The sequence below is a fragment of the Hymenobacter siberiensis genome (genome assembly GCF_018967845.1).
GTDB lineage: Bacteria > Bacteroidota > Bacteroidia > Cytophagales > Hymenobacteraceae > Hymenobacter > Hymenobacter siberiensis.
Genome location: NZ_JAHLZZ010000001.1, coordinates 565518 through 579974, shown reverse-complemented (window position 1 = coordinate 579974; position 14457 = coordinate 565518). Strand labels below are relative to the sequence as shown.

14 protein-coding genes are annotated in these 14457 nt (G+C 60.6%); 6 read left to right on the top strand and 8 right to left on the bottom strand.

Annotation, left to right across the window (positions count from 1 at the left end):
• The first annotated feature begins 35 nt into the window (after positions 1 to 35).
• Positions 36 to 911, top strand: coding sequence for a glucose-1-phosphate thymidylyltransferase RfbA (gene rfbA, locus KQ661_RS02490; RefSeq protein ID WP_216685568.1), 876 nt, complete (start codon positions 36 to 38; stop codon positions 909 to 911).
• Positions 912 to 1003: 92 nt separating this feature from the next.
• Here rfbA and KQ661_RS02485 read toward each other — a convergent pair whose 3' ends face one another.
• On the bottom strand, positions 1004 to 2662 hold the full coding sequence (locus KQ661_RS02485; RefSeq protein WP_216685567.1) for an FAD-dependent oxidoreductase: 1659 nt from the start codon (positions 2660 to 2662) through the stop codon (positions 1004 to 1006).
• Between the two features lie 15 nt (positions 2663 to 2677).
• Complete coding sequence (locus KQ661_RS02480) at positions 2678 to 4078, bottom strand: ATP-binding protein (RefSeq protein WP_216679193.1); 1401 nt, start codon at positions 4076 to 4078, stop codon at positions 2678 to 2680.
• A gap of 175 nt (positions 4079 to 4253) precedes the next feature.
• Between KQ661_RS02480 and radA the strand changes: the two genes are divergently transcribed.
• The 3 genes from radA (at position 4254) to KQ661_RS02465 (ending at position 8652) form a co-directional block, all read left to right on the top strand.
• On the top strand, positions 4254 to 5651 hold the full coding sequence (gene radA / locus KQ661_RS02475) for a DNA repair protein RadA (protein ID WP_216685566.1): 1398 nt from the start codon (positions 4254 to 4256) through the stop codon (positions 5649 to 5651).
• Positions 5652 to 5891: 240 nt separating this feature from the next.
• Positions 5892 to 7508: a TlpA family protein disulfide reductase gene (locus KQ661_RS02470; protein WP_216685565.1), complete on the top strand. Its 1617-nt coding sequence runs from the start codon at positions 5892 to 5894 to the stop codon at positions 7506 to 7508.
• 124 nt (positions 7509 to 7632) lie between these two features.
• Positions 7633 to 8652, top strand: coding sequence for an SPASM domain-containing protein (locus KQ661_RS02465; RefSeq protein WP_216685564.1), 1020 nt, complete (start codon positions 7633 to 7635; stop codon positions 8650 to 8652).
• A 170-nt stretch (positions 8653 to 8822) separates the two neighbouring features.
• On the opposite strand, the gene KQ661_RS02460 is transcribed toward KQ661_RS02465, so the two are convergent.
• The 6 genes from KQ661_RS02460 to KQ661_RS02435 form a co-directional block, all read right to left on the bottom strand.
• Positions 8823 to 9164 carry a hypothetical protein gene (locus KQ661_RS02460; RefSeq protein WP_216679187.1) on the bottom strand — a complete coding sequence of 114 codons (342 nt, stop codon included), beginning with the start codon at positions 9162 to 9164 and terminating at the stop codon, positions 8823 to 8825.
• Between the two features lie 142 nt (positions 9165 to 9306).
• Positions 9307 to 9519 (bottom strand): hypothetical protein, encoded by a 213-nt coding sequence (locus KQ661_RS02455; RefSeq protein ID WP_216679186.1) that lies wholly within the window; start codon positions 9517 to 9519, stop codon positions 9307 to 9309.
• Positions 9520 to 9555: 36 nt separating this feature from the next.
• The gene (locus KQ661_RS02450; RefSeq protein WP_216679185.1) at positions 9556 to 10359 is read right to left on the bottom strand and encodes an inositol monophosphatase family protein; all 804 of its coding nucleotides are present in this window, start codon (positions 10357 to 10359) and stop codon (positions 9556 to 9558) included.
• A 221-nt stretch (positions 10360 to 10580) separates the two neighbouring features.
• Positions 10581 to 12392 carry an apolipoprotein N-acyltransferase gene (gene lnt, locus KQ661_RS02445; RefSeq protein ID WP_235726910.1) on the bottom strand — a complete coding sequence of 604 codons (1812 nt, stop codon included), beginning with the start codon at positions 12390 to 12392 and terminating at the stop codon, positions 10581 to 10583.
• Positions 12274 to 13044, bottom strand: coding sequence for a 16S rRNA (cytidine(1402)-2'-O)-methyltransferase (gene rsmI, locus KQ661_RS02440; protein WP_216685563.1), 771 nt, complete (start codon positions 13042 to 13044; stop codon positions 12274 to 12276). The genes lnt and rsmI overlap by 119 nt, the downstream gene beginning before the upstream one ends.
• A gap of 220 nt (positions 13045 to 13264) precedes the next feature.
• Positions 13265 to 13513, bottom strand: a complete 249-nt coding sequence (locus KQ661_RS02435; RefSeq protein ID WP_216685562.1) for a 4a-hydroxytetrahydrobiopterin dehydratase — start codon at positions 13511 to 13513, stop codon at positions 13265 to 13267.
• Positions 13514 to 13633: 120 nt separating this feature from the next.
• Here KQ661_RS02435 and KQ661_RS02430 point away from each other — a divergent pair, with 120 nt between their 5' ends.
• The gene (locus tag KQ661_RS02430) at positions 13634 to 14137 is read left to right on the top strand and encodes a hypothetical protein (RefSeq protein ID WP_216679182.1); all 504 of its coding nucleotides are present in this window, start codon (positions 13634 to 13636) and stop codon (positions 14135 to 14137) included.
• A gap of 93 nt (positions 14138 to 14230) precedes the next feature.
• Entirely contained in the window at positions 14231 to 14404 is a 174-nt protein-coding gene (locus KQ661_RS02425) for a hypothetical protein (RefSeq protein ID WP_216685561.1), read from the top strand.
• The last annotated feature ends 53 nt before the right edge of the window (positions 14405 to 14457 follow it).

Genomic DNA, 14457 nt, shown 5'->3' with positions numbered 1-14457 from the left:
CCGGACTCGCAGAGTCCAGGCTACAATTCTTACCTATGAAAGGAATTATCCTCGCCGGCGGCTCCGGCACCCGCCTGCATCCGCTCACGCTGGCGGTCTCGAAGCAGTTGATGCCCGTGTACGACAAGCCGATGATTTATTATCCACTGTCGATTCTGCTGTCGGCTGGTATTCGGGAAGTGCTGATTATCACCACGCCCCACGACCAGGAGCAGTTTAAAAAGCTTTTGGGCGACGGCAAAAACCTAGGCTGCAATTTCCAGTACGTAGTGCAGGAAGTGCCCAACGGCCTGGCCCAGGCCTTCGTGCTGGGTGCCGATTTCATTGGCAAAGATAAGGTGGCCCTGGTACTTGGCGACAATATTTTCTATGGCGCGGGCCTGGAGGAATTGCTGAAGTCGAACAACGACCCCCAGGGCGGCGTGGTGTTCGCCTACCATGTACACGACCCCGAGCGCTACGGCGTGGTGGAATTCGATGCCGACAAAAATGCCCTCAGCATCGAAGAGAAGCCGGAGAAGCCTAAGAGCAACTATGCCGTTCCCGGCCTTTATTTCTACGACAACGACGTGGTGGAAATCGCCAAAAACCTCGAAATGAGCCCACGCGGCGAATACGAAATCACAGACGTGAACCGCGAGTACCTCAAGCGCGGCACGCTGAAAGTGGGCATCCTGGGCCGGGGCACGGCCTGGCTCGATACCGGCACGTTTGAAAGCCTGATGCAGGCGGGCGAATTCGTGAAAGTAATTGAGCAGCGCCAGGGCCTGAAAGTAGGTTCCATTGAGGAAGCCGCTTACCGCCAGGGTTTTATTGATGCCGACCAGCTCCGCGCCATTGCCGCCCCGTTGCGCAAAAGCGGCTACGGCGACTACCTGATGAACCTGCCCGACCAGCTGATGCTACAATAGTAAAATGGCAAATGAGTAAAGTTGACGTTCTGTCTGCACATTTTCAGGCAGTTGAACGTCAACTTTACTCATTTACTCATTTGCCATTTTACCTACTCGTCTAAGTACTGGTGCACGAATTTGATGGCCATGCTGCCCTCGCCCACGGCTGAGGCCACGCGGGCCATGGCCCCGGCACGGCTGTCGCCAGCGGCGAAGATGCCGGGCACGCATGTTTCTAAAAGATACGGCTCCCGGTCTTTTTTCCAGACTTCGGCGTAGCGCGGGTCTGTCACGAGGTCGCGGCCGGTGAGGAGGAAGCCTTTGCCGTCGCACAGCACCTGGTCGCACACCCATTCGGTGCTGGGCTTGGCCCCGATGAAGACAAATAGCGCGCGGGCCGGCCGCTTTTCGACGGTGCCATTCACGTCCACCATCACGGCTTCGAGGTGGTCTTGGCCGCATACTTCCTTGATTTGGGAGTATGGCAGCAGCTCGATATTGGGCGTAGTGCGAATCTGCTCAATGAGATACGCCGACATGCTGGCTGCAAGGTCGGCTCCGCGAATGACGATGAACACCCGGCGGGCGTAGGTGGCCAGGTACATGGCCGCCTGCCCGGCCGAGTTGCCGCCGCCCACGATGTACACGTCCTGCTCATCGCAGCTGCGGGCTTCGGTGCGGGCCGCGCCGTAGTACACGCCCGCGCCGCTCAGGCGCTCCATGCCCGGTACGTCGAGGGTGCGGTAGCTCACGCCGGTGGTGAGGACTACGGCTTTGGTGCTGATTTCACGCCCATCGCTCAGGGTCAGGACTTTGTAGCCGTCCTGAATGCAGAGTTCGGCCACTTCCTGCGGGGCCAGGAACTCGGCCCCGAGGCGCACGGCTTGGGTCCAGGCACGAAAGGCCAGGTCGGCCCCGCTCAGGCCGGTGGGGAAGCCCAGGTAGTTTTCGATGCGCGAGCTGGTGCCAGCCTGCCCGCCGGGCGTCTGGCGCTCGATGATGAGGGTTTTGAGGCCTTCGCTGGCGCCGTACACGGCGGCGGCCAGCCCCGACGGCCCGGCGCCCACTACCACCACGTCGTACAGGTCCTGCAAAGGTTGGTTAGCGATGTTCAAATGCTCGGCCAGGGCGGCTTTGGTAGGATTGGCCACGGCCTGGCCATCGGCGCAGATAACCAGCGGTAAGTCGGTGGACGTGAAGCCCCGTGCTTTCACCAAGGCTTTGGCTTCGGGGCTGGTTTCGTAGTCGAGCCACTGGTAGCCCACCATGTAGCCGCTCAGAAAATCCTTGAGCTCGTGCGAGAGCGGCGACCATTGAAAACCAATGAGCCGGATGCCCCCAAACTTAGGCCTATAGGCGGCCTGCCAGGCCGTGAGCAAATCGTGCAGAATCGGATAAAGCAGATTTTCGGGCGGGTCCCAGGGCTTCATCAGATAATGGTCAAGCCGGGCCGAGTTGATGGCGCGCACGGCGGCCTCGGTATCGGCGTAGGCGGTGAGCAGCACGCGCTTGGCATCCGGGAAAAATTCGCGCGAGGCCGTGAGCAGCTCCACGCCTTCCAGCTCGGGCATGCGCTGGTCAGCCACGATGAGGGCCAGCGGTTCCTCCTTCTCATAAAGCTCCTTGATGGTGGCCAGCGCCTCGGGGCCGGAATTCACGCGCAGAATGCGGTACTCGGCGCTAAACTCCTGGCGCAGGTCGCGGGCAATGGCGGCCAGTACCTGCGGGTCGTCGTCAACGGCGAGGATGATGGGTTTTTTGTCAGGCATAATACAGATGCTGAATTAATTAGCTATTGGCAGCCAGGCGCAGAATTCGGTGTAGTCGGGTGCCGACTCAACCTCCAGCCGCCCATCGTGCTGCCGGATAATCTGCTGCGCAATGTCGAGGCCGAGCCCCGAGCCGTCGCCGGCTTGCTTGGTAGTATAGAAAGGCTCGAAGATGTGCGGCAGCACGTCGGCCGGAATGCCACTGCCGTTGTCAATCAAAAATACGCGCACAAAGCCGCCTTCCAGCTCGGTGCGCAGCGTGATTTCGCCGCCCTGCGCGGGCAGTGCATCAATGGCATTATCAAGCAGGTTGGTCCACACCTGGTTGAGGCTACTTACCTGCCCGCGAATAGCAGGAAGGCCGGCCGCATAATCGCGGACAACCCGCACATTCTTTTGCCGCAGCTGGAAGCCGAGCATATTGAGAGTGCTTTCCAGGCCAACCGTTACGTCGATGGGTTCGAAGACGCCGGCGCGGTCCATGTGCGAGTACGTTTTCACATCGGCCACCAGCTTGCTGATGCGGCCGCCGGCCTCCTGCACGTCGCGTACCAGCTGCATGGTGGTGAGCTGGCCTTCGAGCCAGGCAAAAGCCGCCGGGCGGGCGGCGGGCGGCAGCAGTTCGGCCACGGCGGCCAGAGCGGCGGGCAAGAGGCCGGCTTCGAGCAGGGCGGGGGCGAGGTGGTAGCCGTTGGGCACGCCGTGGGTGGCGAGCCAGTCGGTCAGCTCGTCTTCGCGGTCGGCGCGGGCCAGGGCACTTTGTGGGGGCTGGGCTTCGGCGGCGGGCACGGCTAAGGCGGTGAGGGCCAGCATGGCGGCGGGTGAGGGGCAATGGCTCACCAGCTCCACAAACAGGGCGGGCTTGGCCCCCACGCGGTTGGCCAGGGCCTGGGCGGCGCGGGCAATGGCGGCGGCGGGGTTGTTCAGCTCGTGGGCCAGGCCGGCCGAGAGCTTGCCCAGGGCGCGCAGCTTGTCATCGCGCTCCTGGCTGCGCACCTGGTCGCGGCTGCGGTCGTTCATAATGCCCACGAGGCGCTGCACCAGCTCGGGGCTGACTTGCTCCAGGGCCGGAAAATGGTCGCGGTGCAGCAGGTAAAGCACCGTTTCGCCGGTGGCGGTGCCCTGGTTTTTTACTTCGCGCAGCCGGGAATAAGGCAGCACGCCCGATACCTGGCCGGTTCCGACGCGGAACACCGGCGTGGACGGTCCGCCCTGCCCGGCGTAGAACTGAATGCCGCCGCGCACTACGGCCATCATAAAGTCGGCGGCCGCGCCTGCTTCGATAATGACTTCATTGGGTGCGTAGCGGTTGGCCTCGCCGTGGGCCAGCAGCCACGTTAGCGTGTCGGGCGCCAGGCCAGCGAAGGCGATGATGGGGGCGAAGTCGGCGGCGGTGAGGACGAGGGGTTCAGGCATGGCAAAGCAACCCCGCGAAGGGAAGAAGGTTAAGTGGGCATGGGCCGGGGCTGGCCGTACCTTGCACGAGCAATTATAGACGGATAGCCGCCTATAATGCTTCCGTTAGCAGGCAACTTTTTTGCTGCCGTCGGTCTTATAAATATTCACTCAATTTAGCAAAAAACACCCTTTCATGGCCAAAGCCAGAACCGTCTATTTCTGCCAATCCTGCGGTGCTCAATCATCGAAATGGATAGGCCGCTGCCCCGTGTGTGGCGAGTGGAATACTTACGTTGAAGAAGTTATCCAGAAGGAAACCGTGGCCACCACCACCGGCCAGTGGAAGCCCGCCAGCACCGTGCCCGGCGGCAACATCAAGAAAGCCGCCAAGTCCGTCCCGCTCGGTGATATTCTGGCTGAAGACGAGCCCCGCATCATCACGCCCGATGGCGAGCTGAACCGCGTGCTCGGCGGAGGCATCGTGCCGGGCTCCATCATCCTCATCGGCGGCGAGCCGGGCATTGGCAAGAGTACGCTCATGCTGCAAATTGCCCTGAGCCTGCGCCAGATGAAGGTGCTGTACGTGAGCGGCGAAGAAAGCGAAGCCCAGATAAAAATGCGCGCCGAGCGCATGGCCGACGGCCAGCACCCCGGCTGCTACATCCTGACAGAGACAAATACCCAGAACATTTTCCGGCAGATTGACCAGGTGCAGCCTAATATCCTCGTCATCGACTCCATCCAGACCATGCACTCCACGCTGGTGGAGAGTGGCGCGGGCAGCGTGAGCCAGGTGCGCGAATGCACCGCCGAATTCCTGAAATTTGCTAAGGAAACCAGCACGCCGGTCATGCTCATCGGCCACATCACGAAAGATGGCAGCATTGCCGGCCCCAAAATCCTGGAGCACATGGTGGACACCGTGCTGCAGTTCGAGGGCGACCGGCACATGAGCTACCGCATCCTGCGCACCACCAAAAATCGCTTCGGCAGCACTTCAGAATTAGGGATTTACGAAATGCAGGGCGACGGCCTGCGGCAGGTGAGCAACCCCTCCGAAATTCTGCTCTCGCAGCGCGGCGAAAGCCTGAGCGGCATGGCCATCGGGGCTACGCTGGAGGGCAACCGCCCGCTGCTGGTGGAAGTGCAGGCCCTGGTATCGCCCACGTCCTACGGCACGCCGCAGCGCAGCAGCACCGGCTTCGACGCCAAGCGCCTGCAAATGCTGCTGGCCGTGCTGGAGAAGCGCGCCGGCCTGCGCCTGGGCCAGCACGACGTGTTTCTGAACATTGCCGGCGGCCTGCGCCTCGACGACCCTGCCCTGGACATGGCCGTGTGCGCCGCCGTGGTTTCCTCGCTCAATGATGTGCCCATTCCCGGCCACGTTTGCCTGGCCGCCGAGGTGGGCCTGAGCGGCGAAATACGCGCTGTCTCGCGCCTCGACCAGCGCCTGGCCGAAGCCGAAAAACTGGGTTTTCAGGAAATGTACGTATCCCGGTTTAATGGCAAGGGATTGGACTTAGCTAGGTTTGGCTTGAAAGTGCACGCGGTGAGCCGGCTCGACGAAGTGCTGGACGGATTATTCGGTTGAGGAAAACCTGCTTGATTATCAGGCATCAGCCGCAGGGGTTTGCGGCTGGTGGAAGCCGAAGTGCCGGGCAAGCCGTGAAAAGCCAGAATTTTGATTTGGATTTTATAAATCAAAAAGCCTTATCTTCGGAGTACTGATAGGCTTTTGCCGCGAATGGCCTGGTAAACTCCGTTGGTTCTATCCATTGTCTAGGTAGCTGCTGAGGTTGTTAATAACTGCTCGGAGCTGGTTCTTATTGTCATGATATCATCTTTCGTCACTTGTACGCGCCGGCTGGTCGGAGCAGTTTTGGTTCTGGTCCCGTTGCTGGGCCACACCCAGGGCCGGACTACCACGGTAGTGGGTGCTGCCGCCAAAGCGGTTCCGGCTGCGGCTGCTGCCTCGGCGGGCATGGCCACCCTCACCGGGCGGGTGAGTGGTCCTACCACTGACTCCGTTGCGATTTCGCTGCGCGAAAACCCGCTTGACCCCAAGGAAAAGCTGTTTCGGGTGCCGCTCAGCGACAAGGGCGATTTTAAGGTGGTGGTGCCCGTGAGCGGTGCCACCAAGGCCGACCTGGTGTATGGCGACGACGTGGCCCCGCTCTTTCTGGACCCCGGCACCGACATGGACGTGCGCTTTAAGGGCAGCGACATGTCGGGCACGCTGAAATTTAAGCCCAATGACGTGCCCTCCGGCTTCGCCACCAAGCTGCGCAACCGTGCCAACCTGACCGACGAGCAGCGCCATCGCCAACAAGCCGCCAACGCCAACAACTACCTGGTGGAAGCCGATGCCCAGTTTGTGGAAAATGATGGTTTTCAGGTGCTGCCCGATAATATTCAGCTTTACGAAGCGCCGTTTCTGTCCTTCCTGGAGTACCGCCGCAAGCACGAATACGAGTTTCTGGAAGACCATGCGGCCAAGCAGTCGTTCACGCAGGAGTTTTATAACTATGCCCATGCCGAAGTGGTGTATGCCTACGCCAATGATAAGCTGACCTTTCAGGACCTGCGCGAGCAGGTGGTGAACACCGAGGGCCGCCTGAAAATGGCTCCTGACTACTACAACTTTCTGCGCGAGCCCGGCCTGCTCAACGAGCCCAACGCCGTGCAGAGCGAGCTGTACCACGAGTTCCTGCTCAACTACGTGCACTTCACCGTGAGCCAGGACCACCACCAGCGCTCCGACCCCGACTTTTACCCGGCCTGCTACGCGCTGGCCAGCAAGAAGCTCACCGGTCCGTCGCGGGCTGTTATTCTGGGCCGCGTGCTGCAGGAGTCGTTCCGCTTTGGGCACGTGAAGCAGTCGGCCGCCATGCTGGCCGATTTCCGCAACTACGACCCCAAAAATCAGTTCTATCTCACGCTGCAGGCCGATTTTAATCAGCACAAGGATTTCGCCATCGGCGCCCCGGCTCCCGATTTTAAGCTGCCCACTGCCAACGGCGACACCGTGCACCTGCACGATTTCGCCGGCAAGCTGGTTTACCTCAACTTCTGGAAAAGCACCAACGGCCTGTGTCTGCGTGACCTGGCCTACGCACAGGAGCTGATGCGCAAGTTTGAAGGCAAGAACATCACCTTCATCAACATTGCCTTGGACGAGAACGAGCAAGCCTGGCGTTCGCTCGTGACCGTGAAAAAACTGCCCGGCGTGCAGGTACGCATTCCTGGCGGCGGGCTGCGCTCGGTGGTAGCCAAGGAGTATGCCTTGCAGGAAGTGCCCACCTACATGCTGGTAGGCGAGGATGGTACCTTCCTCAACACCAAGCCCAAGCGCCTGAGCAGCCGTGCTGCCGTGGACGAAATCAACCAGTCGTTTGGCAAGGCCAGCACCTATACCAGCGCCATCGATTTCCCGGCCACTAAGAAATAAGCGTTCGACTGAATGCAACCGAAGTAGCGCGAACTTTGTAGTTCGCGTCCCCGCGCCATCGAACTCCCTAACGGCGCGGGGACGCGAACTACAAAGTTCGCGCTACTGCTTTTAGCCCCTTTCTATGTCCGTGCTCACAGATAGCCTCAATGTTTTGTCTAAAGCCACCCCGCTGCGGGTCTGGAACGCGACGCAGATTGTGGGCTCCTATATCCTGAGCAAGATTACCGGCAAGGCCCGCCTGCGCGGCCTGCCCATGGCGCTCAGCTTCGAGCCCACCACCAGCTGCAACCTGCGCTGCCCGGAGTGCCCCAGTGGCCTGCGCTCGTTCACGCGGCCCACGGGAATGCTGCCGGCCGATTTGTTCAAGCGAACCATTGATGAAGTGGCCAGCCGGCTGTGGTATCTGATTTTTTACTTCCAGGGCGAGCCCTACCTGCACCCGCAGTTCCTGGAGCTGGTGAAGTACGCGGCGGATAAGGGCATTTACACCGCCACCAGCACCAACGCCCACTACCTGAACGACCAGAACGCCCGCAAAACGGTGGAAAGCGGCCTCGACCGCCTCATCATCTCCCTCGATGGCACCACGCAGGAAGTGTATCAGCAATACCGCGTGGGCGGCAAGCTGGAAAAGGTATTGGAGGGCACCCGTAATATCGTGAAATGGCGCAAGGAGCTGAAATCGAGGACGCCCCGCATCATTTTCCAGTTCCTGGTGGTGCGGCCCAATGAGCACCAGATTGACGATGCCCGGCAACTGGCCGACGCCATGGGCGTGGACGACGTGTGGTTCAAAACGGCCCAGATTTACGACCACGCGCAGGGCTCGCCGCTCATCCCCACCATCGACTATTACTCGCGCTACCAGAACAACGGCGATGGCAACTGGAGCCTGAAAAACAAGCTGGTAGACCACTGCTGGAAAATGTGGCATTCCTGCGTCATCACCTGGGATGGGCTGGTCGTGCCCTGCTGCTTCGACAAAGACGCCGAATACCGCCAGGGCGACCTCAAAACCGAAACCTTCCGCCAGCTCTGGCGCGGTCCCAAGTATCAGCAGTTTCGCGGCAGCCTCCTCAAAGGCCGCGACCAGATTGACATGTGCCGCAACTGCTCGGAAGGCACCAAAGTGTGGGGATAAGGTTAATTATAAATATTGAATTATAAATTATAAACGGCCATTCGGCAAATTCATAATGTAGTTGTTTAGAAAGTCACAAAAGGTACTCAAACGGTCATGCTGCGCTGCGCTCTGCATGACCGTTCGGGTACTTTCTAAACAGCTTCAATTTATAATTCATAATTATACCCCTATTTGTCTTTCTTTGTCAGGTCTTTGCCTAGGTCTTCGACCTGCTTGAGGAAGTCGTCGGTGTCGGAGTCGGCGTAGGTGCCGTAGGCGTTTGAGATGGTGCCTTTTACGCCGTCGTGGGTCGCAATGGCGTAGAGGACGGACATGTCGTCGGGGTTGCTTTCGCCCTCGAAGCGGTAGAAATCCACGATGGTTACTTCGTCAGCAGCATAGCTCTTGTTTGAGTCGCTACCAATGGTATGCAGGCGGCCATCCATGACGTTGAAATCCTGGGTGAAACCGTCCTTGTTCAGTTTGTTCTCAACGTTGATAAGCGACTGTTCTTCTTCTTTGTCCTGCATGGCGGTGGGGTGTTTGGGTAAGGATGATGCGGTGCGGGGGGCGCAAAACCCGTTCCCGCCCCGGCTATACGCAGCCGGGGCGGGAACGGGTTATCCCAAAGCCATAGAAAAATGCAGAAGCACTATTTATCAGCGCCTCTCGCTATTTGGTCGCCGCACGCGCCTCAATGGTGCGCTGCAGGTTATCAATATCCAATTGCCCGCAGGCCCCGCCGCAGCCCTTGGCGCAGCCGGCCGCCGTTTTGCTGAAAAACGCACGGTAGAAAATGCGCCCGACGTAAAACGCCGCCGCGATGAACAGCACGCCAATCAGCAGGTACTGAATTTCGACGGAGGTGATGGCAAGCAGGAGCATGATTGGTAAACTATGGATGAAAAAGAATAGTTTGCGCTACTGCCAGAACTCGCCGATGGCGGCCTGCATCTCGGCGTGAATAAGCCCATTGCTGGCTACCAGCTCACGGCCGAACAGCGGGTCGCCATCGGTCAGGAATTGGGTGACGTGGCCGCCCGCCTCGCGCACCAGCAGAATGCCGGCCGCCACATCATAGGAGTTCAGGTTGAACTCGAAGAAGCCTTCGCAGCGGCCGGCGGCCACGTAGGCCAGGTCGGCGGCGGCCGAGCCGAGGCGGCGCACGCCGTGGCTGCGGGTGAAAAACGAGCCGAGGATTTTCAGGAAATCATTCATCTTGCCGAAATCCTTGTAGGGAAATCCGGTGGCGATGAGCGAGTTATTTAATTCGGCTACGTCGGTGACGCGGATGGGCTGGTCGTTGCAGAATGCGCCGCCGCCGCGCACGGCCCGGAAGCTTTCGTCGCGGCCCACCTCGTGCACCACGCCTACTGCCAGCTCCCGGTGCTGCACCAGCGCCACGCTGATGCAGTACACCGGCAGACCGTGCACGAAATTGGTGGTGCCGTCGAGCGGGTCGATTATCCAGATAAATTCCTCAGTGTGCGCGTCGGGGCCGGCGGTGCCTTCTTCGGTGATGAAGCCGGCTTCGGGCAGCAGCAGGCGCAGGCCGGCCACAAGGCGGCGCTCGGTTTCCTGGTCCACGTAGCTCACGAGGTCGTGCACGCCCTTGTGCTCAATCTTGGCGCGGTTAAACGTGGTGGCTTCCTCGCGGATGAACTTGGCCGTGGTGCGGCACAGGGCGGCGAGGTCGTGGGAGAGTTGGGTGAAATCGAGGGACATTGAAAGCGTCGTAGAAGGAAATACTCCCCTCCTTCTTTAAGGAGGGGATGTGAGCGCCGAAGAGGCGCGAACGGGGGTGGTTGCGGCGTTGGACGAGGTGAGAACGAACGGCTGGCTAGGGTTTTAATCGATTTTTAGCGAATGCAGCTAAGCGTTAATTAGTTGCCGTTCAACGCCGCAACCACCCCCGTTCGCGCCTCTTCGGCGCTCACATCCCCTCCTTAAAGAAGGAGGGGAGCTTTTTTCTTTCTCGTCCAGCCTACCACAATGGCAAACCCGAGCAGCAGCACTAGCACCTGCGCGCCCCGCCCAATCAGCTCCCCGAAGCGCACATAGAAAGTCACTTCATCATTGAGGTGCACGGTGGCGCGGCTGGCGGTGGCAATCCAGGCCGGCTCGCGCTGGATGATTTCGCCCCGCTGGTTGATGAAACCGGTGAAGCCGGTGTTGGCCGCCCGGGCCAGGTCGCGGCGGGTTTCAATGCAGCGCAGCTGGCCGTAGCTCAGCAGCTGGCGGTAGCCGGGCGAGTCGTGCCACCAGGCATCGTTGGTGACGAGGCCCAGCAGGGTGGCCCCGTTGGCCATGTACTCGCCGATAAAGTCGCCGTAGATGGATTCGTAGCAGATGACCGGGGCCACGCGCAGGGCCGGCGCATTGGCCGGGGCCGGATACACAGTGCGCTCGGCCTGGCTGCCCACGCTGCCTACGGTGCCGCCCAGGTCGATGTGCGCGATGAGCGAGGCCAGCACGGGCGGAATCTTCTCCACGCCGGGCACGAGGCGCGACTTGTGGTAGAAGACCACCGGTGCGGTGGCACTGGCGAAGTACGCGCCGGTGTTGAAGAAATCGTAGTAGCCGAGGTCGTCGCGGTAGCGGGCCGTTTCGCTGGCTGCCTCCTTGCTCGGGTAGGAGCTGAGCGTGGTGATGCCCGTGAGCAAGGCTACGCCGGGGTGCCGCCCCAGCCACTCGCGCACACGGCGGATTTTGGGGTTGTTTTCGATGGTATTCTCCCAATAGGGTTCCTCCAGCGCCGTTTCGGGCCAGAGCACGAGGCGCGTGGCGGGCGTGAGGTGCTGTTCGGAAAGTGCCAGCAGGCGCGTGAGCTGCTCGTCGTAGGGAATGAATTTGGGGCCGCCCTCGAACTTCTCCACGTAGGGGTCGAAGTTGGGCTGCACCACTACGACTTCGGCAGTGGGGCCTTTTTCCTGGTACTTGCTGCTTATTAGGTAAGACAGCGCCAGGGGCAGCAGGATGAGAAAGAGGGGCGTATTGAATGATGGCTGCCACTCAAAAGCTGACTTTCGCCCGGTTTCGATGCTGGTTGCTTCAGCCGCCCCGGTAGCTGCGGGCTGGAATGCCAACCCCGGCAAGTGCTTCAGTAGGGCCTGGAAAAACAGCAGATTCACCACCCACACCCACACCGAGCCGCCCAGAAAACCGGTGTACTCGTACCACTGCACCCACTGTGGCGCGGCCGCGAAGCCGTTGCCCAGCGTGAGCCAGGGCCAGGTAATGTCCCAATGCAAATGCAGCTGCTCGAACGCAATCCAGTAGATGGGCAGCGACAGGTAGCCCCAGCGGTTGCCCAGCCGCTTCTTGGTCTGGCGGAAGGCCATGAGCGGCAGGCACATGAGCAGCGCATTGAGTACCACGGCGGCAATGCCGGCGGGCAGGTCGGCGTAGCTTACCCACCAGGTAGTGAGGGCGTTCCAGCCCACCAGCATGAGGTAGGTGCTGGCAAACACGCGGCCCTTGCGGGCTCCCGTGAGCGTGAGCTGCCGCTCCATGAGCAGGTACGGCACCCAGCCGATGAACAGCAGCGGCACCAGCCAGGCCGTGGGCCACGGGGCCCAGCCACCGCTTAGGAGCAAGGCCCCCAGCACGGCCAGTACCAGCGGCTGCTGCAGCAGGGGTTTAGTCTTCGTAGGCGGTGTCGTCGTCGTCGTCGTCGGCAGCGCGGCGGTATCGGTCTTCGCGGCCGGGGCGGGGCTCGCGGGGGGGCGGGATGAGGTTTCCTTCGACGACAACGACAATTTCTCCTTTAATAGCGGGCCGGGCCGCGAAGTCAGCCTCCAGGCTGGCCAGCGTGCCGGTCACGGTTTCTTCAAATAATTTAGTCAATTCGCGGCTGACGGAGGCCGGCCGCGTCGGGCCCAGCACCTCGGCCAATTGGCCCAGTGTCTTCACAATGCGGTGCGGCGACTCATAAAAAATCATGGTCCGGGTTTCCGAGGCCAGCTGTTGCAGGCGTGTCTGCCGGCCCTTTTTTGCCGGCAAAAATCCTTCAAACGTAAACCGCTCAGCCCCGAAGCCCGATTTCAATAGCGCCGGCACAAAGGCCGTGGCGCCCGGCAGGCACTCCACACCCAGGCCCCGCGCCAGGCACTCGCGCACCAACAGAAACCCGGGGTCGGAGATTCCCGGTGTGCCGGCATCAGAAATCAGGGCCATTATTTCGCCCTTCTCCAGGCGCTCCAGCAGGCGCGGCACCTGCTGGTGCTCGTTGTGCAGGTGGTAGGAGAGGAGGGGCTTCTTGATGCCTAGGTGCTGCATGAGGCGGCCGCTGGTGCGGGTGTCCTCGCAGAGCACGGTACCCACTTCCCCCAGAATGCGGATGGCCCGCAGGGTAATATCTTCCAGATTGCCAATAGGCGTGGGCACGAGGTATAGAACCGTGTTGGGCATAGCGACAAAGGTAGAGTAGGTTGAACATCAAACTCCCCTCCTTACCAAGGAGGTGATGCCAGCGCGTAGCGCTGGCTGGGGTGGTGGCACCGCAGGGTGGCGTTGCGCAATATGTGTCCGATTCGTTCTATTCTCGTCCAACGCCACCCTGCGGTGCCACCACCCCGTTTTTCGTTGGCGCGAAAACATCCCCTCCTTGGTAAGGAGGGGAGTCGGTTACTTACTGCACCTCATATCGCGCCGCCACCGTATCAATGGCCGCCGCCAGGCGATGGTCGCGGGCCGTCACGGCATTGCTGGCATCGTGGGTGCAGAGGCGGAATTCCACCACGTTGTACTCGTTGCTGAACCACGGATGGTGGTCGAGGCGCTCGGCCTCGGCGGCTACTTCGGTGAGGAAGGCAAAGGCCGTTTTAAAGTCACTGAACCGGAAGCTGCGGCGGAGGCTATTGTCGACGTTATTCCACATGATTTGTTCTATATTTAAGAAATGAGGAAGGAGGTGTGAGCAGGGCGTTAGACAACCCAAATGCTTAAACCAAAGTACACCTTTTCTACACGCACTATCACACAATCACTTTCAATTCCCATGGCCATCGACCCCAATAACCGCCCCATTCGCGTCATCAACGACGATACGACTAACGAAGAAATGGAGGCCGGCCATCACATTCCCAACGCCGACCCGCCCAAGAACGAAGCGGCCCGTGGTGGTTTCGGCAACCGCGACGGCAAGGAAGGCTTCGGTTCCGACACCTCCGGCGGCTCGACGGCCGTGGGCGTGAACGAAAATGCCGACGACATGGTCCCGCCCCGCGACAACATGCGCTCGGAGGACGAAGGCCGGCCCGACCGCCCCAACCAGGACATGCCCGCCCTCGACGACTACACCGATACCATTGTGCCCAGCGGCCGTCCCATCGATGAGCTCGACGCGCACGACCACCGCCCCGGCGTTGATGAAATGCTGAACCCCAACTCCCGCGTGGGCATGGGCCAGATGGAGCCAAAGCCCATCAAGCCCATCACCGGCACCGATACCAATGCCGAGCTCAACGACCCTGATGCCGCCGATACTGCTATCAGCCAATAGGTTGAGGTAAAAGTGCCTGGCTATCTTCTCACTATTTTTCCCCTCCAATCATGTTCAATACGAAATCCAACCAGCAATCCAGCGAAAACAAGGGTGCCCCCACCCAGTCCGAGCAGCCCAAGGGTGCCGGCGGTGCCCGTATCGGGCATGGATGAGGAAACCCGCAAGCGCCTGGAGCAGGAAGCCCTCGACGCCGGCATCCAGGACCCCAACCGCAACCTCGACAAACCCGAGCTGGACAAGCCGGCCTACGGCGGCGGCCACTAACTGCCGCTAAGCCGTGCCATTGGTCCGGTTATAAAGAACGTGTCGAATTAAAA

What these genes read in the sequence shown, in the direction of transcription:
- rfbA (WP_216685568.1), top strand. Translation starts at nt 36, where the DNA reads ATGAAAGGAATTATCCTCGCCGGCGGCTCCGGCACCCGCCTGCATCCG.
- KQ661_RS02485 (WP_216685567.1), bottom strand. Translation starts at nt 2,662, where the DNA reads ATGCCTGACAAAAAACCCATCATCCTCGCCGTTGACGACGACCCGCAG.
- KQ661_RS02480 (WP_216679193.1), bottom strand. Translation starts at nt 4,078, where the DNA reads ATGCCTGAACCCCTCGTCCTCACCGCCGCCGACTTCGCCCCCATCATC.
- radA (WP_216685566.1), top strand. Translation starts at nt 4,254, where the DNA reads ATGGCCAAAGCCAGAACCGTCTATTTCTGCCAATCCTGCGGTGCTCAA.
- KQ661_RS02470 (WP_216685565.1), top strand. Translation starts at nt 5,892, where the DNA reads ATGATATCATCTTTCGTCACTTGTACGCGCCGGCTGGTCGGAGCAGTT.
- KQ661_RS02465 (WP_216685564.1), top strand. Translation starts at nt 7,633, where the DNA reads ATGTCCGTGCTCACAGATAGCCTCAATGTTTTGTCTAAAGCCACCCCG.
- KQ661_RS02460 (WP_216679187.1), bottom strand. Translation starts at nt 9,164, where the DNA reads ATGCAGGACAAAGAAGAAGAACAGTCGCTTATCAACGTTGAGAACAAA.
- KQ661_RS02455 (WP_216679186.1), bottom strand. Translation starts at nt 9,519, where the DNA reads ATGCTCCTGCTTGCCATCACCTCCGTCGAAATTCAGTACCTGCTGATT.
- KQ661_RS02450 (WP_216679185.1), bottom strand. Translation starts at nt 10,359, where the DNA reads ATGTCCCTCGATTTCACCCAACTCTCCCACGACCTCGCCGCCCTGTGC.
- rsmI (WP_216685563.1), bottom strand. Translation starts at nt 13,044, where the DNA reads ATGCCCAACACGGTTCTATACCTCGTGCCCACGCCTATTGGCAATCTG.
- KQ661_RS02435 (WP_216685562.1), bottom strand. Translation starts at nt 13,513, where the DNA reads ATGTGGAATAACGTCGACAATAGCCTCCGCCGCAGCTTCCGGTTCAGT.
- KQ661_RS02430 (WP_216679182.1), top strand. Translation starts at nt 13,634, where the DNA reads ATGGCCATCGACCCCAATAACCGCCCCATTCGCGTCATCAACGACGAT.